At 66.6% G+C, this 24,190-nt stretch carries 14 protein-coding genes; 8 read left to right on the forward strand and 6 right to left on the reverse strand.

Annotated features, from left to right (window positions below; genetic code table 11):
- Nucleotides 1–19: 19 nt before the first annotated feature.
- From ACFJI2_RS14575 to ACFJI2_RS14585, 3 genes are all read left to right on the forward strand, one after another.
- Nucleotides 20–2,065: a prolyl oligopeptidase family protein gene (locus ACFJI2_RS14575; RefSeq protein ID WP_377705660.1), complete on the forward strand. Its 2,046-nt coding sequence runs from the start codon at nucleotides 20–22 to the stop codon at nucleotides 2,063–2,065.
- Nucleotides 2,066–2,253: 188 nt separating this feature from the next.
- Entirely contained in the window at nucleotides 2,254–7,134 is a 4,881-nt protein-coding gene (locus ACFJI2_RS14580) for a HAMP domain-containing protein (protein ID WP_377705661.1), read from the forward strand.
- Between the two features lie 11 nt (nucleotides 7,135–7,145).
- A complete protein-coding gene (locus ACFJI2_RS14585; RefSeq protein WP_377705662.1) occupies nucleotides 7,146–8,090 on the forward strand; it encodes a chemotaxis protein in 945 nt (314 codons plus the stop codon).
- A gap of 46 nt (nucleotides 8,091–8,136) precedes the next feature.
- Here the strand turns inward: ACFJI2_RS14585 and ACFJI2_RS14590 are convergent, their stop codons facing one another.
- Nucleotides 8,137–8,910: a class I SAM-dependent methyltransferase gene (locus ACFJI2_RS14590; RefSeq protein WP_377705663.1), complete on the reverse strand. Its 774-nt coding sequence runs from the start codon at nucleotides 8,908–8,910 to the stop codon at nucleotides 8,137–8,139.
- A gap of 102 nt (nucleotides 8,911–9,012) precedes the next feature.
- On the opposite strand from ACFJI2_RS14590, the gene ACFJI2_RS14595 reads away from it, so the two are divergent.
- Nucleotides 9,013–9,813: a helix-turn-helix transcriptional regulator gene (locus ACFJI2_RS14595; protein WP_377705664.1), complete on the forward strand. Its 801-nt coding sequence runs from the start codon at nucleotides 9,013–9,015 to the stop codon at nucleotides 9,811–9,813.
- A 72-nt stretch (nucleotides 9,814–9,885) separates the two neighbouring features.
- Nucleotides 9,886–12,582: a M1 family aminopeptidase gene (locus tag ACFJI2_RS14600; protein WP_377705665.1), complete on the forward strand. Its 2,697-nt coding sequence runs from the start codon at nucleotides 9,886–9,888 to the stop codon at nucleotides 12,580–12,582.
- A 29-nt stretch (nucleotides 12,583–12,611) separates the two neighbouring features.
- Here ACFJI2_RS14600 and ACFJI2_RS14605 read toward each other — a convergent pair whose 3' ends face one another.
- From ACFJI2_RS14605 to ACFJI2_RS14615, 3 genes are read right to left on the reverse strand one after another with little or no spacing between them, the layout of a single operon-like run.
- Nucleotides 12,612–13,436, reverse strand: a complete 825-nt coding sequence (locus ACFJI2_RS14605; RefSeq protein WP_377705666.1) for a substrate-binding periplasmic protein — start codon at nucleotides 13,434–13,436, stop codon at nucleotides 12,612–12,614.
- Nucleotides 13,437–13,446: 10 nt separating this feature from the next.
- A complete protein-coding gene (locus ACFJI2_RS14610) occupies nucleotides 13,447–14,067 on the reverse strand; it encodes a glutathione S-transferase family protein (RefSeq protein WP_377705667.1) in 621 nt (206 codons plus the stop codon).
- A 3-nt stretch (nucleotides 14,068–14,070) separates the two neighbouring features.
- Nucleotides 14,071–14,778, reverse strand: coding sequence for a glutathione S-transferase family protein (locus tag ACFJI2_RS14615; protein WP_377705668.1), 708 nt, complete (start codon nucleotides 14,776–14,778; stop codon nucleotides 14,071–14,073).
- A gap of 470 nt (nucleotides 14,779–15,248) precedes the next feature.
- Between ACFJI2_RS14615 and ACFJI2_RS14620 the strand changes: the two genes are divergently transcribed.
- Complete coding sequence (locus tag ACFJI2_RS14620) at nucleotides 15,249–15,962, forward strand: YceI family protein (RefSeq protein ID WP_377705669.1); 714 nt, start codon at nucleotides 15,249–15,251, stop codon at nucleotides 15,960–15,962.
- Here ACFJI2_RS14620 and ACFJI2_RS14625 read toward each other — a convergent pair whose 3' ends face one another.
- Nucleotides 15,963–16,592, reverse strand: a complete 630-nt coding sequence (locus ACFJI2_RS14625) for a LysE family translocator (protein ID WP_377705670.1) — start codon at nucleotides 16,590–16,592, stop codon at nucleotides 15,963–15,965.
- 85 nt (nucleotides 16,593–16,677) lie between these two features.
- Between ACFJI2_RS14625 and ACFJI2_RS14630 the strand changes: the two genes are divergently transcribed.
- Nucleotides 16,678–19,701, forward strand: coding sequence for a 7TM diverse intracellular signaling domain-containing protein (locus ACFJI2_RS14630; protein WP_377705671.1), 3,024 nt, complete (start codon nucleotides 16,678–16,680; stop codon nucleotides 19,699–19,701).
- Between the two features lie 81 nt (nucleotides 19,702–19,782).
- On the forward strand, nucleotides 19,783–20,868 hold the full coding sequence (locus tag ACFJI2_RS14635; protein ID WP_377705672.1) for a DNA topoisomerase IB: 1,086 nt from the start codon (nucleotides 19,783–19,785) through the stop codon (nucleotides 20,866–20,868).
- A gap of 108 nt (nucleotides 20,869–20,976) precedes the next feature.
- Here ACFJI2_RS14635 and ACFJI2_RS14640 read toward each other — a convergent pair whose 3' ends face one another.
- Nucleotides 20,977–24,087 carry an NAD(P)-binding protein gene (locus ACFJI2_RS14640; RefSeq protein ID WP_377705673.1) on the reverse strand — a complete coding sequence of 1,037 codons (3,111 nt, stop codon included), beginning with the start codon at nucleotides 24,085–24,087 and terminating at the stop codon, nucleotides 20,977–20,979.
- Between the last annotated feature and the right edge of the window lie 103 nt (nucleotides 24,088–24,190).

Genomic DNA, 24,190 nt, shown 5'->3' on the forward strand with positions numbered 1-24,190 from the left:
TGCCGCCACGGAGACTTGCATGCACGTAGAACAGAACACCGCCACGCCGGACACCGACGCCGATCCCCACCTGTGGCTGGAAGAGGTGGCGGGCGAGGCGCCACTGGCGTGGGTGCAGCGCCAGAACGCCGTGGCCGCCAGCGAACTGGAAGGCACACCGCCATTCGCGGCCTTGCACGCGCGCATCAAGACCATCCTCAATTCGCAGGACCGCATCCCCTACGTCAGCCTGCACGGTGGCTACTATTACAATTTCTGGCGCGACGCCGCCCATGTGCGCGGCATCTGGCGCCGCACCACGCCGGAACAGTTCCTGCTGGCCGAGCCGGCCTGGGATACCGTGCTCGACCTCGACCAGCTGGCCGACGTCGAGGGCGAGAACTGGGTCTGGGCCGGCGCGAATTTCCTGCACCACGACACACGCTGCCTGCTGGAGCTGTCGCGCGGCGGTGGCGACGCCGCCGTGCTACGCGAGTTCGACGTGGCCAGCCGCGCCTTCGTGGCGGACGGCTTCGCCCTGCCCGAAGCCAAAACCCGCTCCGCCTGGATAGACCGCGACACCTTGTTCGTTGCGACCGACTTCGGCCCCGGTTCCATGACCAGCTCCGGCTATCCGCGCATCATCAAGGAATGGCGGCGCGGCACGCCGCTGGAACAAGCCCTCACCGTGTTCGAAGGGGCGCCGGACGACCTGGCCGTGGGCGCGGCCAAGGATTTCACGCCCGGCTACGAATTCCAGCTGATCTGGCGTTCCATCAGCTTCTACACCAACGAACTCTACCTGCGCGACGGCGCCGCGCTGACCAAGGTGGACAAGCCGGACGACGCCACCGCCTACACCGTGCGCGACCAGCTCATCATCGAACTGCGCTCGGAATGGACCGTCAACGGCACTGCCTACCCGCAAGGCGCGCTGCTGGCGGCCGACTTCCGCCGCTATATGCAAGGCGAGCGGGAGCTGGCGGTGCTGTTCACGCCCTCGCCCACCAGCTCGCTGGACGGCGTCAGCGCGACGCGCTCGGCGCTGCTGCTCAACGAGCTGGATAACGTGAAGAACCGTATCACCGAGTTGCGCCACGTGGACGGCGCCTGGCAGCGCCGCAGCGTGGCAGCGCCCGCCTTCGGCACCCTGGACGTGAGCGCGCTCGACAGCATCGATAGCGACCAGTACTTCCTTTCCGTCACCGACTTCCTCACGCCCACCACGCTCTACCTGGCGCAAGCCGGCAGCGACGAGCGCGTCCGCCTCAAATCCCTGCCGGCCTTCTTCGACGCCGGCCCTTGCCGCGTGCAGCAATTCCAGGCCAGCTCGGCCGACGGCACGGCCGTGCCCTATTTCGTCGTCAGCGGCAAGGACGCGGCGCCCGGCGCCGAACGGCCCGCCCTGCTGTACGGCTACGGCGGCTTCGAAGTGTCGCTCAAGCCCTTCTACAGCGCGGTGACCGGCTCGGCGTGGCTGGAACAGGGCGGCGTCTACGTGCTGGCCAATATCCGCGGCGGCGGCGAGTTCGGCCCGCGCTGGCACCAGGCAGCGCTGAAAGAGCACCGCCAGCGCGCCTTCGACGACTTCATCGCCGTGGCCGAAGACCTGATCGCGCGCGGCCTGAGCAGCCCGCGCCGGCTCGGCATCATGGGCGGCAGCAACGGCGGGCTGCTGGTGGGCGCCGTCATGGCGCAGCGTCCCGAACTGTTCAACGCCGTGGTGTGCCAGGTACCGCTGCTGGACATGAAGCGCTACCATCAGCTGCTGGCGGGCGCCTCCTGGATGGGCGAATACGGCGACCCGGACGATCCGGCGCAGTGGGCCGCCATCGCCCGCTACTCGCCCTACCAGAACGTGCACGCCGGCAAGCGCTACCCGCGCGTCCTGTTCACCACCTCCACCCGCGACGACCGCGTCCACCCCGGCCACGCGCGCAAGATGGCGGCCCGGATGCAGGACCAGGGCCACGACGTGCTGTACTGGGAAAACACCGAAGGCGGCCACGCCGGCGCCGCCAACAACGACCAGCAAGCCATGATGTGGGCGCTGACCTACGCCTTCCTGCTGAAACAGCTGGGCTAGCCGGGCAATCGTGCGCGCCGGGAATTCAAAAAGTTTTATCGTGGAAAATAGTTTCCACTGATATTGCCTTATTGTTAAACTAGCTATTATTGCAGCGTGTTGCTTCAGGCAACATGTGCTTGACTCCGCTATTCAGCGGAGTATCTTTTACGTCCATATTACGCCACTGCTGCCGAGGATTTTCGCCGATGAACGATATGACTGAATTTGCCGAGGAACTGGACATCAAGCTGCTGCTGCAGACCTTGATGGCGCTGAAAAAAGGCGATTTTTCGGTGCGCATGCCTTCCGACTGGACCGGCATGCCGGGCAAGATCGCCGATACCTTGAATGAGATCATCGAGACCAAGGAGAAAATGGTCAAGGTGATCACGGAAGTGAGCCGCGTGGTCGGCCGCGAAGGCCGCTTGACGCAGCGCGCGTCGGTACCCAACGTGGCCGGCGGCTGGCAAACCATCATCAGTTCCGTCAACACGCTGATCGACGACCTGGTGCGCCCCACCACTGAAATGGCGCGCGTGATCGGCGCCGTGGCCAAGGGCGATCTGTCGCAGACCATGGCGCTGGAGGTGGACGGCCATCCGCTGAAAGGCCAGTACCTGCGTGCAGCGACCACCGCCAACACCATGGTGGAGCAGCTGTCCTCCTTCTCGTCCGAAGTCACGCGCGTGGCGCGCGAGGTGGGTACCGAGGGCAAGCTGGGCGGCCAGGCGCAGGTGAAAGGCGTGGCGGGCACGTGGAAGGACTTGACCGACTCGGTGAACTCCATGGCGGGTAACCTGACCTCCCAGGTGCGCAACATCGCCGAAGTGACCACCGCCGTGGCCAATGGCGACTTGTCGAAAAAGATCACGGTGGACGTGCGCGGCGAGATCCTGCAGCTGAAGGACACCATCAACGTGATGGTGGACCAGCTGCGCTCCTTCGCATCGGAAGTGACGCGCGTGGCGCGCGAGGTGGGCACCGAGGGCAAGCTGGGCGGACAGGCCTACGTGCCCGGCGTGGGCGGCACCTGGAAGGACTTGACCGACAATGTGAACTTCATGGCGTCCAACCTTACGGGCCAGGTGCGCAACATCGCGGCGGTGACCACCGCCGTGGCGAACGGCGACTTGTCCAAGAAGATTACGGTGGACGTAAAGGGCGAAATTCTTGAACTGAAAAACACCATCAACGTGATGGTGGACCAACTGTCCTCCTTCGCATCCGAGGTGACGCGGGTGGCGCGCGAAGTGGGTACCGAGGGCAAGCTGGGCGGCCAGGCGCAGGTGAAGGGCGTAGCCGGCACATGGAAGGACTTGACCGACTCGGTGAACTCCATGGCGGGTAACCTGACCGGCCAGGTGAGGAACATCGCCGACGTGACCACCGCCGTGGCGAACGGCGACTTGTCCAAGAAGATCACGGTGGACGTGAAAGGCGAAATTCTCGAACTGAAAAACACCATCAACGTGATGGTGGACCAATTGAACTCCTTCGCGTCCGAAGTGACCCGTGTGGCGCGCGAAGTGGGTACCGAGGGCAAGCTGGGCGGCCAGGCCAACGTGCCCGGCGTGGCCGGCACCTGGAAGGACTTGACCGACGGCGTGAACTCCATGGCGGGTAACCTGACCGGCCAGGTGAGGAACATCGCGGAGGTGACCACCGCCGTGGCGAACGGCGACCTGTCCAAGAAAATCACGGTGGACGTGAAGGGCGAGATCCTCGAACTGAAGAACACCATCAACGTGATGGTGGACCAGTTGTCCTCCTTCGCATCGGAAGTGACGCGCGTGGCGCGCGAGGTGGGCACCGAGGGCAAGCTGGGCGGCCAGGCCTACGTGCCCGGCGTTGGCGGCACCTGGAAGGACTTGACCGACAACGTGAACTTCATGGCGTCCAACCTGACCGGCCAGGTGCGCAACATCGCGGCGGTGACCACCGCCGTGGCGCGCGGCGACCTGTCCAAGAAGATTACGGTGGACGTGAAGGGCGAGATCCTGGAGCTGAAAGACACCATCAACGTGATGGTGGACCAACTGTCCTCCTTCGCATCCGAGGTGACGCGGGTGGCGCGCGAAGTGGGTACCGAAGGCAAGCTGGGCGGCCAGGCCAACGTGTCCGGCGTGGCCGGCACGTGGAAGGACTTGACCGAGAACGTGAACCAGCTGGCGGCGAACCTGACCAACCAGGTGCGCGCCATTGCCGAGGTGGCGACCGCCGTGACGCGCGGCGACTTGTCCCGTTCCATCCAGGTGGAGGCGCGCGGCGAGGTGTCCTACCTGAAGGACAACATCAACGAGATGATCCGCAACCTGAAGGAAACCACGCAGAAGAACGCGCAGCAGGACTGGCTGAAGACCAACCTGGCGCGCTTCACGCGCCTGCTGCAAGGCCAGCGCGACTTGCAGGCCGTGACGAAACTGATCCTGTCCGAACTGGCGCCGCTGGTGTCGGCCCACCACGGCGTGTTCTACATGATGGATTCGCAGGAGAGCGACGCCCGCCTGCGCATGATCGCCAGCTACGGCTACCGCTCCAGCCGCAAGCTGCCCACTTCCTTCCTGCCGGGCGAAGGCCTGGTGGGCCAGTGCGCACTTGAGAAGGTCAGGATTTGGCTGACCGACGTGCCGCGCGACTACATCGTGGTCAGCTCCGGCCTGGGCGCGGCGCCGCCGACCAATATCGTGGTGCTGCCCATCCTGTTCGAGCAGCAGGTGAAGGCGGTGATCGAGATCGCCTCGCTGGACCGCTTCACCGAAACCCACTTGTCCTTCCTTGACCAGCTGATGGAATCGATCGGCGTGGTGCTGAACACCATCGAGGCGAACAGCCGCACCGAGTCGCTGCTGACGCAGTCGCAGTCGCTGGCGCAGGAACTGCAGCAGACCAACCAGGAACTGGCCGAGAAAGCGCGCCTGCTGTCCGAGCAGAACATCGAGGTGGAACGCAAGAACCGCGAGGTGGAGCAGGCCAAGCTGGCGCTGGAAGAAAAGGCCACCCAGCTGGCGCTGTCGTCCAAGTACAAGTCCGAGTTCCTGGCCAATATGTCGCACGAGCTGCGCACGCCGTTGAATTCGCTCCTGATCCTGGCGCAGCAGCTGGGCGACAACCCGGAAGGCAACCTGTCCGGCAAGCAGGTGGAATTCGCGAAAACCATCCACGGCTCCGGCTCGGACTTGCTGACGCTGATTAACGACATTCTGGACCTGTCGAAGATCGAGTCCGGCACCGTCACGCTGGACGTGTCCGAATACCGCTTCGCCAACCTGCGCAACTACGTGGACCGCACCTTCCGCCACATGGCCGAGGCCAAGCACCTGGGCTTTACGGTGGAACTGGCGGACAACCTGCCAACCGCCGTGATGACCGACACCACGCGCTTGCAGCAGGTGCTGAAAAACCTGCTGTCGAACGCCTTCAAGTTCACCAACCACGGCCAGGTGTCGCTGGCCATCGGCCTGGTCACCAGCGGCTTCAGCAGCGACCACCCCAACCTGCTGCACGCCGACGCGGTGCTGGCCTTCGCCGTCACCGACACCGGCGTCGGCATCGCGTCCGACAAGCTGCAACTGATCTTCGAAGCGTTCCAGCAGGCCGACGGCTCCACCGCCCGCAAGTACGGCGGCACCGGCCTGGGCCTGTCGATCTCGCGCGAACTGGCGCGCCTGCTGGGCGGCGAGATCCGCGTGGAATCGGTGGTCGGCAGCGGCTCCACCTTCACGCTGTTCCTGCCTTACAACCGTGCCGGCTTCGTCAACTACGACCTGTCGCGCCAGCCGCCCACCCGCGCGCCGACGCAGCCGCCGAAAGTAGTGTATGTGCCCCCGGCGCAGGACGTGGAAACCATCGCGGAACCGGAGCCCGACCTCACCATCTACAGCTCCACCATCGACGACCGCGGCCTGGTAGCGCCTGGCGACCCTTCGGTGCTCATCATCGAGGACGACGAGCGCTTCGCCAAGGTGGTGCTGGACTATGCGCGCGAAAAGAACTTCAAGGGCATCGTCACCCATAAGGGCGACTCCGCGCTGTCGCTGGCGCGCGACTACCTGCCGTCCGCCATCCTGCTCGATATCGACCTGCCGGACATCGACGGCTTCACGGTGCTGGACCGTCTGAAGCGCGACCCGAGCACGCGCCATATCCCGGTGCACGTGATGTCCAGCCTGCGCGAGCGCGAACGCGCGCTGCGCCAGGGCGCCATCTCCTACCTGAACAAACCGGTCAGCAAGGACGCGCTGCACGAGGAATTCACCCGCATCCAGAAGTTCCTGCTGGGCGGCAAACGCAGCCTGCTGGTGGTGGACGACGAGCAGCACCAGCGCGACGCCATCGTCAGCCTGATCGGCGACTCTGACCTGCGCATCGTGGCCGTGGACACGGGCGAGAAGGCCTTGCAGGCACTGCGCGACAACCATTTCGACTGCATGGTGCTGGACCTGACGCTGCCCGATATCAGCGGCTTCGACCTGCTCGACATCATCGGCAAGGATTCCTCGCTGCGCGACCTGCCCATCGTCATCAACACGGCGAAGGAGCTGGACCGCAAGGAAGTGGCCAAGCTGAAGCGCTACGCCAAGACCATCGTCATCAAGGACGCGCGCTCGCCGGAGCGCCTGCTGGATGAAACGGCGCTATTCCTGCACCGCTCGCAGGCCAGCCTGCCGGAGCTGCAGCGCCGCATGCTGGAGGAAATCCACGCGGCGGACAGCGGCCTGGCCGGGCGCAAGGTGCTGATCGTCGATGACGATTTGCGCAACATCTTCGCGCTGTCCTCGCTGCTGGAACGGCAGCAGATGCAGGTGTCGTTCGCCGAGAATGGACGCGACGGCATCGAAGTGCTGGAACGCGATCCGGGCATCGAGATCGTCCTGATGGACATCATGATGCCGGAGATGGACGGCTACGACACCATGCGCGCCATCCGCCGCATACCGAAGTTCAAGTCGCTGCCCATCATCACGCTGACCGCGAAAGCCATGAAGGGCGACCGCGACAAGTGCATCGCCGCCGGCGCGTCCGACTACATCACCAAGCCGGTGGACGTGGCGCAGCTGCTGTCGCTGATGCGGGTCTGGCTGCACTGACGGGCGCATCGATGAACAACGTATCGCCCATGCGGCGCGACGCGCCGCCGGAAGTCGAGGAGCTGGAACTGGACCTGCTGGCCGAGGCCTTGTTCCAGCGCTACGGCTTCGACTTTCGCGGCCACGAACGGGCAACGCTGCGGCGCAAGCTGCGCGGCGTCATGCAGCAGCGCAGCTTGCGCACGCTGTCGGCCTTGCAGGGCCAGCTGCTGCACGATGCCGGCGCCGCCAGCGCCGTGCTGCGCGCGCTGCATGTGCCGCCCGCGACCATGTTCGACGACGCGGAAGAGGCGCGCATGCTGCGCCTGGCCTCGGCCGCCTGCCTGCGCGGCGCGGCGCTGCCCAAGGTCTGGCTGGCCGACTGCGCCGGCGCCGAGCAAGCCTGGACGCTGGCCGTGCTGCTGGCCGAGCAAGGCCTGCTGGCGCGCACGGAACTGCACTGCACCGTGGCCAGCGACGAGCTGCTGGCCGAAGCGCAGGACGCGTCGATTCCGCTGGAACGCCTGGCCGAGTACCAGGCCAGCTACGACCGCGCCCGCAGCACCGACGCAGCAGCAGCAGCAGCAGCAGGTGCAGCGGGCGCGGGCGCAGGTGCAGGCGCGGATGCAGGCGCTGACGCCAGCGCCGCCGCTCCGCGCAGCACGCGCCTGGCCGACTACTTCCACATCACCGGCAAGCGCGCCGTGCTGCTGCCGCAGCTGCGCAGCCGCATCACCTGGGCGCAATACAACCTGATGACGGACGCTTCCTTCAACGAATTCAACCTCATCGTCTGCCGCCGCGCCCTGCCCGACTTCGGCCCGCTGCTGCGCCAGCGCGTGCTGCAGCTGTTCCACGCCAGCCTGGCGCCCTTCGGCGTGCTGGCCCTGGACCGCCAGCTCGACGAAAGCGACGCGCTGGCCGCCTTCTACCGCCCCCTGCAGCCGCTGCAGCCCTGGTACAAGCGCGTGGCCTGAGCCTGAGTCCGAGGCTGAGGCTGCGTCTGCGTCTGCGCGCGCAGCCTCAGTAAATCTCCTGCTCCATGCGCACAGCGTCGAACATGGCCGCGTCGATGTCGAACGTATAGTCTTCCTGCACGTTGAAGTAGGCGCGAGCCTCGTCCGGAGCCGAATCGAACAGGCTGCGGATCGCCTGCACGCGCAGCTCCGGCGTGCGCATGCGCGCCACCCATTCGCCGAACCGCATGGTCAGCTTCCACTCGCTGGACACCTGGTGCGCAAAGCCCGCATTTTTCAGCTTGGCGCCCCACTCGCAGGTCCGGTAGTCGCGCACATGCGAACCGTCGCGCAGCAGCTCCACCGCCTGCAGGGTGCTGTCGTACAGCGCCGCCTTGGGCGCGACGATGTCGATGGCGACGAAACGGCCGCCGGCACGCAGCACGCGCCGAACCTCGTGCAGCGCCGCTTGCACGTCCGGCCAATGGTGGGCCGAGAAGCGCGTCACCACCAGGTCGAAACTGCCGTCGGCGAACGGCAGCTTGCCGACGTCGCCCTGAAGCGTACTGATATTGTGCAGGCCGCGTTCCCGGCTGGCGCCCTCCACTACCTCCAGCATCTGCGCCGACAAATCGTAGGCCACCACCGACTGCGCGGCCGGCGCCACGGCAAAGCTGGCATGGCCGGCGCCGCAGCCCAGGTCCAGCACGCGCGGCGCCTGCATGCCCTGCGCGACGGCGCGCAGCGCCGCCAGGTCCGCCCCCTGCGCGTGCACAGTGCTGCTCAGATAGATGCTGGCGGTATTGCCGAACTGCTGGGCCACATAGCTTTGCTGTTTCATTTATTTCTCCCGGATTGGATAAGTTATTGCAGAATAGGCTGGACTTTATCCTGTAACAAGACCACAACTTATCCTGGTATAAAAAATTCCATGCAAGCGACGATGAACAACAAACTCGGGGAATTCATCCGCAGCCACCGCGAGCGCGTCACCCCACAAAGCGCCGGCCTGCCCGGCGGCGGACGGCGCCGCACGCCCGGCTTGCGGCGCGAAGAGCTGGCCCAGCTGTGCCAGGTCAGCCCCACTTGGCTGACCTGGCTGGAACAGGGCCGGCAAGTGTCCGCATCCGCCGCCATGCTGGCGCGGCTGGCGGAGGTGCTGCACTTGAGCGGCGCCGAACGGGCATATCTGTTCAGCCTGGCGGAGCGGCTGGACCCGCAGCGCGCCGCACCGGGCGAACAAGGCGAAACGGAAAGCGCGCTGGCCCAGGAGCTGGACGCCGTCGTGCGCGCGGTGCAGGCGCCCGCCTACGTACTGGACCGCCAATGGGACGCCGTCGCCTGGAATCCCGACGCCGCCGCCCTGTTCACCGGCTGGCTCGACGCTGGCGCGGCCGAGGCTGGCCATGCGCCCAACCTGCTGCGCTTCATGTTCGGCCATCCCGCCGCGCGCAACCTGATCGTGGACTGGGCGCACCGCGCGCGGCGCCTGGTGGCGGAATTCCGCGCCGACGCCGGCAAGCACGCCAGCGACGAGCCGCTGGCCGGCCTGATCGCGGAACTGGCCGGCGCAAGCGCCGAGTTCCGCCAGCTGTGGACCCTGCAGGACGTGCTGGAACGCGAAGGTGGCGTGCGCCGCTTCCAGCATCCTGCCCGGGGCGCGCTGGGCTTCCGGCAAGTGACGCTGCATCTGGCGCGGCGCCCCGACCTGAAGCTGACCATGCTGCTGCCCATGCCGGACTGACACAGCCGCATTGACCGCGCTAGCCATAGCAGCTACATTGCTCCCTTAACAAAAAATTCCATGGAGCATTGCATGCAGCGCAGCCTGATTTCCGCAGCCATCCTGTCCCTGACCGCCCTCGCCGCCGTCCCGCTGGTGCAGGCAGCGCCAGCCGCCGCAAAAGCCAAGCCGTCCAAGCCGGCCGCGAGTGCCGCTGCCGAGAGCCTGGCCACCACCCAGCTGCCGCGCAATGTCCGCCCCAGCCACTACGCCATCTCGCTCAAGCCGGACGCGCAAGCGTCCACCTTCAGCGCGCGCGTGGTCATCGCCATCGACGTGCTGGAGCCAAGCAACGCCATCACCCTGCACGCGCTGGACCTGGCCCTGGCCAGCGCCAGCATCGCGGCCGGCCCGGGCCAGACGGTGCAGCAAGCGAGCAACATCGCGCTGAACGCGGACAAGCAGACCGCCACCCTGACCTTCGCCCAGCCGCTGGCCAAAGGCAGCTACCAGCTGGCCATCGACTACAGCGGCAAGATCGGCAACCAGGCCGCCGGCCTGTTCTCGCTCGACTACGACACCCCGGCCGGCAAGAAACGCGCGCTGTACACGCAGTTCGAAGCGGCCGACGCGCGGCGCATGTTCCCGTCGTGGGACGAGCCGGCGTTCCGCGCCACCTTCGCGCTGGAAGCCACCGTGCCGGCCGACCAGATGGCCGTCTCCAATATGCCGGTGGCCAGCAGCACCGCCGTTGAAGGCGGCCGCAAGCTGGTGCGCTTCGCCACCACGCCGCGCATGTCCACCTACCTGCTGTTCTTCGGCCAGGGCGACTTCGAGCGCGCCACCGCCACGGAGGGCGGCACTGAGCTGGGCGTGGTCACCGTCAAGGGCCGCCTGCCTCAGGCGCAGTTCGTGCTCGATTCGTCCAAGGCCGTGCTGCGCGAGTACAACGACTACTTCGCCCATCCCTACCCATTGCCCAAGCTGGACAACATTGCCGCGCCGGGCCGCAGCCAGTTCTTCGGCGCCATGGAAAACTGGGGCGCCATCATGAGCTTCGAATCCGTGATGCTGCTCGACCCGGCCATGTCCACCCAGGCCGACAAGCAGGCCGCCTACAGCATCGCCGCGCACGAAACCGCGCACCAGTGGTTCGGCGACCTGGTCACCATGCGCTGGTGGGACGACCTGTGGCTCAACGAAGGCTTCGCCACCTGGATGGCGGGCCGCACCACCGAGCGCCAGCACCCGGAATGGCAAACCTCGCTGAACCGCGTGGCCGGCCGCAATTCGGCCATCGAGCGCGATGCGCTGGCCACCACCCACCCGGTCGTGCAGCGCGTGGCCACCGTGGAAGAAGCCCATGCCGCGTTCGACGAGATCACCTACGCCAAGGGCAGCGCCGTCATCAACATGCTGGAAAACTACGTGGGCGAGGAAGCCTGGCGCACCGGCGTGCGCAGCTACATCAAGGCCCATGCCTACGGCAACGCGGTGTCCGACCAGCTGTGGCTGCACATCGAGCAGGCCGCCAAAAAGCCGGTCACGGCGATTGCGCACGACTTCACCTTGCAGCCGGGCGTGCCGCTGATACGCGTGTCCGACTACAGCTGCCATGGCGGCAAGACCAGCGTCACGCTCACGCAAGGCGAATACAGCAAGGACAATCCGGACAAGAAGGCGCTGTCGTGGCGCGTGCCGGTGCTGGCCAAGACAGTGGACGCGGCGCAAGCCAGCCGCACGCTGGTCAGCGGCGGCAAGGCCACCATGACGCTGCCCGGCTGCGGCCCGGTGCTGGTGAACGCCGGCCAGGCCGGCTACTACCGCACGGTGTACGCGCCCAAGGCCTACGCCGCGCTGGCGGGCAGCTTCGGCAAGCTGGCCCCGGTGGACCAGCTCGGGCTGATGACGGAAAGCTGGGCGCTGGGCCTGGCCGGCAAGCAGTCCGCCTCGGACGCACTGGGCCTGGCGCGCGCCACGCCGGTGGACGCGGCGCCGCAAGTGTGGGGCCGCATCGCCCGCATGTTCGACGAGGTGCGCGTGTATGCGCGCGACAACGAGGCCACGCGCGCCAAGCTGTCCGCGTTCGCCGTCTCGCGCCTGGCGCCGGTGATGGCGCGCGTGGGCTGGGAAGCGCGCAGCGGCGAGGCCGCGCCGACCGCCATCCTGCGCGAACAGCTGATCTACACGCTGGGCGCGCTGGGCGACGATGAAGTGATGGTGGAAGCGCGCCGCCGCTACGACGCTGCGCTGGCCGGCGACAAGACGGCGCTGCCGCCCGAACTGCGCCGCGTGGTGCTGGGCGTGGTGGCGCGCAACGCGGACGCGCGCGTGTGGGAGCAACTGCATGCAGCCGCCAAGGCCGAGCAGTCGTCCATCGTCAAGGCCGAGCTGTACGCGCTGCTGGGCCAGGCCGCCGACCCGGCGCTGGCGCAGCGCGCGCTTGAGCTGGCCGTCAGCGGCGAGCCGGACGCCACCATCGGCTCCGGCATCATCGCGTCGGTCGCAAGCGAGCATGCCGAGCGCGCGTTCGACTTCGCCATCGCCAATCTGCCCAAGGTGAACGGCCTGGTGGAAAGCAGCTCGCGCGCCGGCTACTTCCCGGCCCTGGCCAGCGGCTCGTCCTCGCCCGCGATGGTGGACAAGCTGAAGGCCTACGCCGAAGCCAACCTGCCGGCCAGCGCGCGCAGCCAGACCAATACGGCGGTCTCGCGCATGCAGTACCGCGCAGCGGTGATCCGCGACCGCATGCCGGAAATCGACGCCTGGCTGGACCGCCAGGCGCTGTAAACGGCACAGGCGCTGCCCCCAAGGCGGTGCTACGGCGGCGGCAGCCTGCCGTCGCCGTAAGGCTTGAGCAGCGCGGCCGCAGCGCCGCGCGCGCGCATGGCGGCCAGGGCGCGTTCCAGCCGCGCCGCCACTTGCGGGTCGTAGCGCTGATCGGCGTAGTGGACCAGTATGTCGCGCTTGCCCACCGCCAGCTCCGGCCCCAGCTTCTCGCGCGGCACGCCCAGCAGCCGCAGCGTGTGCAGGATGGACAGCCGCGCACCCAACACCGCGTCGAAGCGCCCTTCCAGCAGCATCTTCACCATCTGTTCATAGGAAATCGCCTCGTAGCGCCCGATGCCGGGGTCGGACTGCAGCTGCGCGTCGTAAAGCGCGCCGCGTATATGGGCCAGCTTCTTGCCGCGCAAGTCCGCCGCCGTTGCGTAGCGGCTGCCGGCGCGGCCTATCACGACCACGTCGCCGCTGGCGATAGCGCCCAGCGCGCGGGCATGCTGCTGCAATTGCTGGTTCGGGAAGCTGAACACCAGGTCGGCGTCGCCCGCCGCCACCATGGCCATGGCGCGCGGGTACGGCACCAGTTGCATCTCCATCGGCAAGCCGCTCTCCTGCGCCAGCTGCTTCTGCAGCTCGACCAGCACGCCCGACGGCTGGCCCGCCGCGTCCGGCATGCCGTACGGGACCAGCGCAAAAATGACCACCTTGAGCGGTTTGGCGATCAGTGGCGGCATGGCGCCGGGCGGGGACGCAGGCAGTGCCGGCGCCGCTGCCGCGCGCTGTCCGAGCACGGCGGCGGCCAGCACGGCGCGCAGCGCGCCCCGCCGCGAAGCGAACCGGCGCTGCTGGCGCGCGGCAGTCATGGCTGGCAGGTCAGCCCGCCGCCGCGCTGGGGCGCTCGGCAATGCGGTCGCGCCAGGCCTGCAGGTGCGGCATGCCCTCCGCGCCCGGCTTGAACTTCATCAGCCCGCGCGCGAACTCCATCGCGCAAAACGCCGTGATGTCGGCGATAGTGAAGCGCTGCCCCGCCACGTAAGGCTGGCTGGCCAGCGTCTTGTCCAGCCAGCGCGCCGACTCGCGCATCTTCTCGCCTTGCGCCGCGCCAAACTCCGGGAACTGCGGCTGCTCCAGCGCCGCCAGGCCGGGATGCGTGTGGCGCACGCAGTTGGCGATGCCCGCGAAGACATGCAACTCCACGCGGCGGTCCGCCATCTCGATGAAGGCATGCTCCTCGAAGCCCTGGCCCATCAGGTTAGGCTCGGGATAGGCGCCCTCCAGGTAGGAACAGATGGCGCGCGTTTCGCACAGGATGCGGCCGTCGTCCAGTTCCAGCGCGGGCACGCGGCCAAAAGGGTTCTTGGCGAGGAAGCCGGGGTCGCGGTTCTCCAGCTTGGCCAGGTCGATCAGCTGCGTGTCGATGCTGATGCCCTTCTCGGCCATGAACATCGCCACCCGGCGGGGATTGGGCGCGCGCGCGCTCGTGTACAGTTTCATGCTTTAGACGCCTTTCTCGCGTGATTGTCCGGTCTCCAGCATTTTGCGCGCTTCGGCCGCAAATTGCTCGGCTTTTTCCGCGCTGGCCGCACGGTCCAGCCTGGACGGCGGCAACTGGATACCGCGCTGCACGGCAGGCCGCCCGCCCACCAGCGCCAGCCAGCGCTGCAGATGCGGCAAGCCGTCCACGTCCACGCCGGACCAGCTGTGGGTGCGCACCCAGGCCCAGTTCGCGATGTCGGCAATCGAGTAATCGCCGGCCAGGTATTCATGCTGCGCCAGATGGCCGTCCAGCACGCGGAACAGGCGCTTGCTCTCGCCCTGGTAGCGGTCGATGGCGGGCTGGAGCTTTTCCGGGAAATAGCGGTAGAACACATTGGCCTGGCCCATCATGGGGCCGACGCCGCCCATCTGGAACATCAGCCATTGCAACACCTGCGAGCGGCCTTTGGGGTCGGACGGCATCAGCTTGCCGGTCTTCTCGGCCAGGTAGATCAGGATGGCGCCGGATTCGAACACGGCGAAATTGTCCACCGCGCGGTCGACGATGGCGGGGATGCGGCCGTTCGGATTGATGGCCAGGTACCACGGCTCCTTTTGCACATTGGCGGCCAGGTCCAGCACGTGCATTTCATAAGGCAGCGCGAGCTCTTCGAGGGCGATGGAAATCTTGTGGCCGTTCGGTGTGGCGGCGGTGTACAGGTCTATCATCGGGATACCCTTTTCTGGTTGCAGTGCACGCCAGTGTAGGCGAAACTGCCCAGTCCCGTACGACAGGCAAAAAAAGACCGGCGATCTTTGGAGGGAGCCGGTCAAAACGCTTTTTAGAGCGCGGGGATATCGTGCCGCGTCTGAGGGATACGGCAACCTGGCGCGCGGAGGAGGCCGCGCGCTACAGGTGTTACTTTGCCAGTAATCGGACGCGCAAGGCTTAGAACTTCATTAAATCAACATCTGTGAAAATATGACAATCAGCGCACCCGGCACAGGCAAAAAAAACCCGCAATGTTTTGCATTGCGGGCCAAGGGATTCAAATCGGGAGAGATTTGAGAGCGAAACCATCATCGCACAGCCGTGTGACAGAAGCATGACAGCGCGCAGGCATCGGTGCTATGGTTGCTCAGTCTCACAGGCATAGATTAGTCCAAGGAAATGCCGGAAAAACTCTCGAAAAGTCACAATGACGAAAAAGCCCCTCATAATTCGCACACTGCCCGTCATTTTTGCCGCAGCGCTGGGCGCCTGCGCAACAGCGCCTGTTGCGCCGCCCGAAGCCAAGCCTGCCATCCCTGCCGCCCCTGCCGCACCGGTAACCGAGCCAGCCTCGCCGGCCACGGCCCGCCCGCTGCGCATCGACGGCGCCAGCTCGCTGATTGCCGTCACCGTGCGGCGCGCCGGCTTGCTGGCCAAACTGGGGCACGACCACGTGGTGGCCAGCCGCCATATCGAAGGGCAGGCCGTGGCGCCGGCCAACGGCCAGCCCGGCAGCACCAGCTTCCGCTTCCGGCTGGATGAATTGACGGTGGATGAAAGCGCGCTGCGCGCCGAAGCGGGACTGAGCAGCGTGCCGGCCGCCGACGCCATCGCGGGCACCCGCAACAATATGCTGACCAAGGTGCTCGACGCGGAAAAATATCCCTACGTGGAGGTAACGGCCGTGACCACCCGGGACGGCCCCATGCAGGCGGCCATCACGCTGCACGGCGTCACCCGGCGCTACGCCGTGCCGGCCGTGCTGACGGCGCGCGCGGACGGCGTCAACGCCAGCGGCACGCTGACGCTCAGGCAAACCGACTTCGGCATCACGCCCTTCGCCGTGTTCGGCGGCGCGCTGGCCGTACAGGATGAACTGGAGCTGCGCTTCAATATCAACGCGGTGAACGTGACCAGGTGATCAACGCGCCACGATAAGGCGGATACCCAACGCGACGAAAATCGTGCCGGCAACCCGGTCCATCCACAGTCCGGCGCGCGGGCTGCGGTTCAGCCATTTGCCGATGGCGCCCGAGAAATAGCCCAGCAAACCGAACAGCACGCAAGCCTGCAGGGTGAACAGCAAGCCCAGCTGCGCAGTCTGCCAGCTCACCGCGCCGTTGCCCGCCACCACGAACTGCGGCAGGAAGGACAGGAAGAACAGCACGACTTTCGGATTGATACTGTTGGCAAAAAGCCCCTTGCCGAACAGGCGCAGCAGCGATTCGTCCGGCAAGCCGCCGCCGTCCACGCGCGCCCCGCCCGGGCTGCGCAGCGCGCCCCAGCCCAGCCAGATCAGGTACACGCCGCCCAGCACCTTCAGGGCCGTGAAAGCCACCGGCGAGGCGGCAATCAGCGCGCTCACGCCCAGCGTGGCCAGCAGCGTATGGCTCAGGCAGCCAAGCGCGCAGCCCAGGCCGAAAACAATGCCCTTGACGCGTCCGCGCGACATGCCCATGCCGAGCACCATCAGGTTGTCGGGACCGGGAGAAACGGTTATCACGACGGCGGCAGCCAGAAAGGCAACTATTTGTTCCGGAGAGATCAGCAAAGTAGGGTTTCCCTGAATAGTCGATTAGAATAAGGCAAGATTTCCGCCATTTTACTATCTCCGCGCGATGCCTTTGGCAAACAACATGAGTACAGCCAGCAAGATTATCGTCCGCTACACTGCACTGTTCGCCTGCTTCCTGCTGATGATGACGCTGATGGCCGCGCCCGTCCCGTCGCGCGCGCAAGCGCCGTCTGCCACCGCTGTCACGGCCTCTCCGTCCGTGCCCGCCGACAGCCGCCTGGGCCAGGCCGTACTGACCGGCACTGCCTCGCTGGACCTGATGCGCAGCGCCCGCCTGTACCGCGCCGCGCCGGCCTCCCCCGGCAGCGCCCCCTTTCCGGCCAGCGCCGGCGCCCTGCCCGCCTTCCTCGCCACGCTGTCCCCGGCCAGGGAAGTCGACCTGCTGGGCGGCGGCTACTGGCTGCACGCCCGCCTGCGCAACGACACCCGCCACACCGCGTGGGTGGTCGATCCCAACGACACGCTGATCGACGCCGTCGAGACCCGGATCTACGGACCTGACGGCGCCGTGCAGCAACGGGTGTCCGGCTACCGCGCGCCGCACGAGTACTTGCTGCACTACGGCAAAGACGTCGAGCTGCAGCCCGGCGAAAGCTACGAAGTGCTGATCCACTTCAGCAGCCCTTTCTACGCCCGCAAGCCGGTGTTCGCCATCACCCAGCGCGACGCCTACCGCGAGCTGGTGGCGCGCGAGAACTTCCTCATCATCGGCTCCATCGGCGCCCTGCTCGCGCTGGCCGTGTTCAACTTCTTTATCTACAGCTACACGCGCGAACGCGCGCCGCTGTACTACTCGCTGTACGTGCTGTGCTACGCGGCCGGCTGGGGCCTGACCTTCCACCTGCCGGCCGACCTGTTCGCCTGGCACAACCTGCATGTGCACTACATCCCCTTCTTCCTGCTGCCGGTGCTGAGCACGCTGTTCTACCGCACCTTCCTGCAGCTGCGCGACACCTCGCCCGCGCTGTACAAGCTCAGCACCGTCAACATCGTGCTGCCGCTGGTGCTGCTGCCGAGCTGCTTCGTGGCGCTGAGCTGGGCGCACACGCTGGCCACCATCGTCATCATGATCTGGATGACGATGGCGCTGGTGACCGGCATCATGGTGTGGCGCAAGGGCTACCAGCCGGCGCGCTTCTTCGTGCTCGGCTTTGTCGCGCTGATGCTGCCCGGCCTGCTGATTCTGCCGGCCAACGTGGGCCTGATCCCGGCCGCCGTCGAAAACGCGCAGCTGTTCACGCTGCTGGGCGGCACGCTGGACGGCGTGCTGCTGGCCTTCGCGCTGGCCGACCAGATCCGCCTGCTGCGCAACCACCTGGAACAGCGCGTCAACGAGCGCACCGCCGAGCTGACCGAGGCCAAGGAGCATGCGGAGATCGTCAGCCGCCACCGCATCGACTTCCTGTCCGCCATGAGCCACGACATCCGCACCCCGCTGGCCGGCGTGATCGGCATGCTCAAGTTCGCGCTGCGCGACCAGACCGTGCAAGGCCGCACCGAGGAATACCTGCGCATCGGCCTGCAAAACAGCGAAGCGCTGCTGGCCATCCTGAACGACATCCTGGACTTTTCCAAGATCGACGCCGGCAAGCTGTCGATCGAAACCATCAACGTCGACTTGCGCACGCTGATCGACGAAGCCATCGGCATCCTGCAGGCGCAGGCCGACGCCAAGAGCCTGCTGCTGCGGCGCGAACTGGCGCTGGACCTGCCGCGCTACGTGCTGGGCGACCCGACCCGCATTCGCCAGATCCTGCTCAACCTGCTGGGCAACGCCATCAAGTTCACCGACCGCGGCGAAGTGCGGCTGGAAGCGGCGGCCGGCAAGGACAAGCGCGGCGTCACCATGCTGCACTTCAGCATCAGCGACACCGGACCCGGCATCAGCGAGACCACGATGGAGCGCCTGTTCCAGAAATTCGAACAGGCCGACATGTCCACCACGCGCCGCTACGGCGGCACCGGGCTGGGCCTGGCCATCTGCAAGGAGCTGGTGGAACTGATGGGCGGCGAGATCGGCGCGGCCAGCCAGCCCGGCGTCGGCTCCAGCTTCTTCTTCACCCTGCCGCTGACGCTGGGCGTGCCGCCCGACACCGACGTGCAGGCGGCGCCGCGCGAGCAGCGCCACGCCTACCAGCTGCGCATCCTGTGCGCCGAAGACGTGCGCACCAACCAGATCATCATCAGCACGCTGCTGGAAACCATGGGGCACGACGTGGTGCTGGTGGAAAACGGCATCGAGGCGCTGGAAGCGCTCAGCAGCGCCGACTACGACCTGGTGCTGATGGACGGCCGCATGCCGGTCATGGACGGCGAACAGGCGGCGCGCCTGGTGCGGCGCGGCGGCAGCGAAGACTACCGGGTGCGCGACACCTGCGTCCCCATCATCGCGCTGACCGCCAATGCCAGCGACCATGACCGCGCGCGCTACCTGGCAGTCGGCATGGACGGCTTCCTCAGCAAGCCGGTGGACGAACGGCTGCTGTACGACCAGATCGAGAAGACCATCGCCCAGCTGCTCAGCCGGGGACGCACGCTGCCGCCGCTGCCCGCCGCAGCCGAAGCGGTGCACGCCGCGCCGGAAGACTGCCCCCGGAACTCCGGCTACACGCTCGCCGCGCCCGGCCCGGCGCCGGCGCCGGCGCCGCCCAGCGAAGCCGAGCTGGCCGCGCAATTCGGCGTCGAGCCGCCGTGCCGCGCCGACGCCGGCACGGCCCACGCTGCGGCGCAAGACAAGATCAGCATCATGCCGCTGGCCGGCCTGTCGCCCAAGCATATGCAACGCATCACGCAAGCCTTCCTCGAAGAAGCCCCGCGCAGGCTGGAAGTGGCGCGCAGCGCTGCCCTGAGCGGCAAGAGCCACGCCGCCTCCGCCGCCTTCCACGCGCTCAAAGGCAGTGCCGGCTACCTCAGCGACACCGGCCTGCACGGCCTGTGCCACGACCTGGAAAAACTCTCCGCCGCCGGCGAGCTGCAGCTGGTGATCGACTCCCTGCCCGAAGTGGCGGCCGCCCTCGAGCAAGCATGCAGCGACTTGCGCGCCAACGGCTGCAAGGCCAAAGAAGCGCGCGTCACCGCAGAATAAGCGGGCCGGCTATGTGCGGCAGAGAACGGAGCGTACGCCGGAAAAGCCCTACCATCGCGCCATCCACCCTCAAGGACAGCGATGAAACGCGACACGCCCTCCGCCAACAGCCCAGTGCCGCCGACCGACGCCCCCGCAGCCGCCAAGGCGGCCGGGCTGCGCTACGTGGGCGACCACCAGCCCGGCATCGCGCGCAAGCGCGCCAGCAAAGGCTTCCGCTACGTCGATAGCAGCGGCCAGCCGGTGCGCGACGAGGACACGCTGGCCCGCATCCGCAAGCTGGCCATCCCGCCGGCCTGGGAGAACGTCTGGATCTGCGCGCACGCCAACGGCCACCTTCAAGCGACGGGCCGCGACGCGCGCGGCCGCAAGCAATACCGTTACCACGCGCGCTGGCGCAGCGTGCGCGACGAAGTCAAATACGAACGCATGCTCGCCTTCGGCCGCGCCCTGCCCGGCATCCGCGCGGCGGTGGATGCCGCCTTGGGCCTGCCCGGCCTGCCGCGCGAAAAAGTGCTGGCCACCGTGGTGCACCTGCTGCAGGCGACCATGATGCGGGTCGGGAACGAAGAATACGCGCGCGAAAACAAGTCCTTCGGCCTGACGACCTTGCGCAACCGGCACGTGCGGATAGACGGCAGCGCGGTCGAATTCCATTTCCGCGGCAAGAGCGGCGTGGAACACCGCGTGACGGTGAGCGACCGGCGCCTGGCGCGCATCATCCAGCGCACGCGCGACTTGCCGGGCCAGGACCTGTTCCAGTACGTGGACGACGACGGCGGCACGCACAGCATAGGCTCCGCCGACGTCAACGACTACCTGCGCAGCATCAGCGGCGAAGACTACACGGCCAAGGACTTCCGCACCTGGTACGGCACGGTGCTGGCCGCGCTCGCGCTGCAAGAGTTCGAGCGCTTCGACAGCGAAGCGCAAGCCAAGAAAAACATCGTGCGCGCGATCGAAGCGGTGGCGCAAAAGCTCGGCAACACGCCGACGATCTGCCGCAAATGCTACGTCCACCCCGCCGTCATCGAAGCCTACCTCGACGGCAGCCAGCTCGACGCCTTGCGCGCCAGCACCGAGCGCGAATTCAGCGCCGACCTGCACGCCCTCAGCCCCGAAGAAGCCGCCGTCCTCGCCCTCCTCCAGCGCCGCCTCCACCCCTGACCCCCAAATGCCCCCAAAATGGAGCCAGGGTTAATTAATCCGGAAATATTTCCCGGAAAATTAACCCTGGCTCCATTTTCGAAAATTAACCCTGGCTCCATTTTCGGGTTAGAAATCGGTTTCGCCGTGGATGGTGGCGGGGTGGCCGGTCATGGCGCGGGAGGTTTGCATGCCGGCCATGACGGCCGCTTCGACACAGCCGGCGTTGAGGCCGGTCTTGATCCAGTCGCCGGTCAGGTAGAGGTTGCTGAAGCCGGATTCGTCGGTGGCGAGGCGGTAGCGGGTGCTGTTGACGACGGACATGACGTAGCGCTCGGAGGGGTCGACGTTGGCGCGCCAGTATTGGCTGTCGAAGCGCGCCGGGCCGCTGCCGCCGGCCGGGTCGATCAGCCATTGCCAGGGGAACGCGCCGGAGGGGCCGGCAGCGGACCAGAGCGCGCAGATTTTCCTGCCGACCTGGTTCAGCGCGCCTTCCCTGGCCACGGCGGCCATGCGCGCGGGGAAGCCGTGGTCGCTGGCCGGCGGGCACTCGGCCACCGGCAGCGCGCTGCAGAAGTAGGAGACGTTTTTCGGCTCGCTGCCGGCCGGCCATTGTTCGCGGCACAGCAGCTGGTCCATCGGCGCCCAGGTGTCGTACGGTTCGGTAAAGCCGCTCAGCACGGGCTGCTGGCCGCCGGGCTGGTGGGTCCAGCCCATCTGCGCGAGGTCTTTGTCGAGCCAGACCTGGTAGGCCTGGGTGGCCACGGTCTGCACTTTTTCGTGCGCCAGGCGCAGCTTGGGGCTGCGTTCGAGCAGCTGGGCGCACACTACCGGCAGCGAGCCGATCGAGATGCCGAACACCACCTTGTCGAAGTCCACGCCGCGCCGGAGCACGCGCTGCGGCAGCTCGCGGCCGAAGGCTTCGCGGTACACGGCGGGCCAGTCGCTCCAGTGCGATTCGAGGTTGATGTCCTTCACTTGCAGCAGTTCGGCCTGCTCGGGGTCGAGCTGCTTGTAGTTGGGCATGGAGGGCCAGCAGCCGAGGTTTTTCACCGTCACCAGCGGGTCGTAGGCGGCGCCGGCCAGCTTCACCTGCTGCGTCATGCGGATGCTGACGATCGTGTCGCCGTCCGGCACCAGCTCTTCGACCTTGTGGAAGAATTCGAATTTCACGCCGCGCGACTTGAGCACTTCGTACAGCGGGGTGAAGATGGTGTCGCCCATGCCGGCCTGCATCTTGAACATGATGCCGCCCTTGTAGGCCAGGCCGATGCGCGCCATCGAGCGCAGGATCGTGCCCGCTTCGACGTTGGGCTTGTCGAAGTCGCCGTTTTCGTAGGCGAACACCAGGTCGTAGAAGCCGCGCACCGGGGCCGAGTTGACGCTGTATGCTTCGTCGCCGCCGTGCTTGCGCAGCCAGTCGCGGAAGTCGATGTCGTTGATGACGTCGAAGCCTTCGGAGAACACGTCGTCTTCGAACATGCCCTTCATGACCGTGATGCCCAGGTCGAGGCAGATGAAGAGGCGGCGCAGGTCGTCGTTGCCGTCGATGAGCTTGCGGTAGCGCGCATGCAGCCAGGCGCGGATGCCGCCCAGCGAATTGGACAGCAGCCGGTGCTGCTGCCGTTCATGCTGCGCGGCGTCCGGCGACAGGTTGCTTACCAGCGCCAGCAGCGCGCCAGCCGACGCCACCACGTCGTCGGCCAGTTCCAGCGCTTCGGTGCGCATGGCGTCGGCCATGTGGTGCAGCCAGTCCGGCAGGCCGTCCGCGCGCGGCAGCGCGCGTTCGTGTTCGATGCCGGCCGTCATGCTGCGCACCTGGCGCAGCCATTGTTCTATCCAGCCCACCATGGCCACGGCCATCTGCCACAGCGTGACGTCTTCGCCGCCCTCGCCCGGTTCGCCCGGCAAGGTCGGGAAGACGATGGACCAGTTGCGCCACTCGTCGCCCACGCGCTCGGACAGGGCCACATAGTCGTGCTGCTTGAAGGCGTCCTGCCAGGTGGCGAGCGCCTGGCCCGGCGTGCGGCCGGGGTCGGCGTAGGCGTCCTTGATCATCCGGAAGGCGTTGGCATAGAAGCCGAACCAGATGTGCAGGCCGTGCTCTTCGATGCGCTCGCCCAGCGCCGGGTTGCGCCCGCTGGCGCCCTTGCCGCCCAGGCGCCAGCCTTGCTGGTAGACCGTGATGTCGTAGTTGTTCTGCCAGCCGGGCTGGTCGGTCAGGTAGTAGGCGGCCGTCATGGCGCCGACGCCGCCACCCAGGATGGCGATCTTTTCCGGCGCGATGGATGAATTGTCCACCAGCTCTTCGCCCGGCATGGCGGTGAAGTCGAAATTGACGTTGAACGGCAGGATGGCTTGCTGCGGCCCCAGTTGCAGGCCCAGCGTTTCGTGCAGCGGGAAGCTGTCGAAGGCGTGCAGCACGCATTCGTACTCGTAGCCGAGCAGGCGCGCGCTGTGCAGTTTCTCGATCTCGGCCGGGGCGGCCACGATGGCCTGGTACACGGCCTTGATGCCGGCGCTGTCGGGGAACTGCTTGAGGAAGATCTGATCGATGCGCGGGTTGCGCAGCAGCGAGAGCACGTCGTCCCAGCCGTCGCGGTCCATATTGAAGAAGTCGGGCATGGACAGGAATAGCGCAATGGCTTCTTCCAGCAGGTCGGCGATGCTGCCGATGGGCTGGTCCAGCCCGGTCTTTTCGGTGGCATTCACTTCCAGCAGCGGGTGCATGGCGATGCGCGTGTCGGGCGAGAACGGGTGGAAGCCCTTGGCCGACACCGAGCAACGCAGCGGCGGCGTGCCCGCTTCCGGGATTTCGTATTCGCACAGGTATTTCGGGTAGCCGAACAGCTCGCGGCCGTTGATCAGCGCCATGGCATCGTCGACGAAGATGTGGCAGGGGTACCAGTAGATGTGGTCCAGCTTGCCTTTCGCGTCCATGGCGCCCGTCATGATCCAGGTGACGATGTCGATTTCCGTGATCCAGCCCTTGGCCTGGTCCACCTTCACCGCCGAGTCCGCATGATTGACGCGCGTGAAGGTCAGCATCACGTAGGGCGACAGCGCCTTGAAGCGCATGCGGCCGTTGGCCACCGCGTTCAGGCTGCTGTCCAGGGTGCGCTGCAGCTTGGCCAGGTCGCCCTTGACGAAGAAGCCGTACATCTCGGACTGCTTGAGTTGCAGCGGGGAATGCATCATCACCGAGCCGCCGGGATAAAGGTAGGAAGGACGTGCCGCCATGGTGTCTCCGGATTGTTAAAAGGACAGCCGCCAGTGTATTGCAAAAATGCACAGTATTGCTCTAAAGCATACGAATTTCCATAATGGGCGTGGTCAGATTACA

Origin of the sequence: Pseudoduganella sp. UC29_71 (assembly GCF_042693265.1) — a bacterium.
Classification (GTDB): Bacteria; Pseudomonadota; Gammaproteobacteria; order Burkholderiales; family Burkholderiaceae_D; genus Rugamonas.

Coding starts and splice junctions, on each gene's coding strand:
- ACFJI2_RS14575 (WP_377705660.1), top strand. CDS start 20: ATGCACGTAGAACAGAACACCGCCACGCCGGACACCGACGCCGATCCC.
- ACFJI2_RS14580 (WP_377705661.1), top strand. CDS start 2,254: ATGAACGATATGACTGAATTTGCCGAGGAACTGGACATCAAGCTGCTG.
- ACFJI2_RS14585 (WP_377705662.1), top strand. CDS start 7,146: ATGAACAACGTATCGCCCATGCGGCGCGACGCGCCGCCGGAAGTCGAG.
- ACFJI2_RS14590 (WP_377705663.1), bottom strand. CDS start 8,910: ATGAAACAGCAAAGCTATGTGGCCCAGCAGTTCGGCAATACCGCCAGC.
- ACFJI2_RS14595 (WP_377705664.1), top strand. CDS start 9,013: ATGAACAACAAACTCGGGGAATTCATCCGCAGCCACCGCGAGCGCGTC.
- ACFJI2_RS14600 (WP_377705665.1), top strand. CDS start 9,886: ATGCAGCGCAGCCTGATTTCCGCAGCCATCCTGTCCCTGACCGCCCTC.
- ACFJI2_RS14605 (WP_377705666.1), bottom strand. CDS start 13,436: ATGACTGCCGCGCGCCAGCAGCGCCGGTTCGCTTCGCGGCGGGGCGCG.
- ACFJI2_RS14610 (WP_377705667.1), bottom strand. CDS start 14,067: ATGAAACTGTACACGAGCGCGCGCGCGCCCAATCCCCGCCGGGTGGCG.
- ACFJI2_RS14615 (WP_377705668.1), bottom strand. CDS start 14,778: ATGATAGACCTGTACACCGCCGCCACACCGAACGGCCACAAGATTTCC.
- ACFJI2_RS14620 (WP_377705669.1), top strand. CDS start 15,249: ATGACGAAAAAGCCCCTCATAATTCGCACACTGCCCGTCATTTTTGCC.
- ACFJI2_RS14630 (WP_377705671.1), top strand. CDS start 16,678: ATGAGTACAGCCAGCAAGATTATCGTCCGCTACACTGCACTGTTCGCC.
- ACFJI2_RS14635 (WP_377705672.1), top strand. CDS start 19,783: ATGAAACGCGACACGCCCTCCGCCAACAGCCCAGTGCCGCCGACCGAC.
- ACFJI2_RS14640 (WP_377705673.1), bottom strand. CDS start 24,087: ATGGCGGCACGTCCTTCCTACCTTTATCCCGGCGGCTCGGTGATGATG.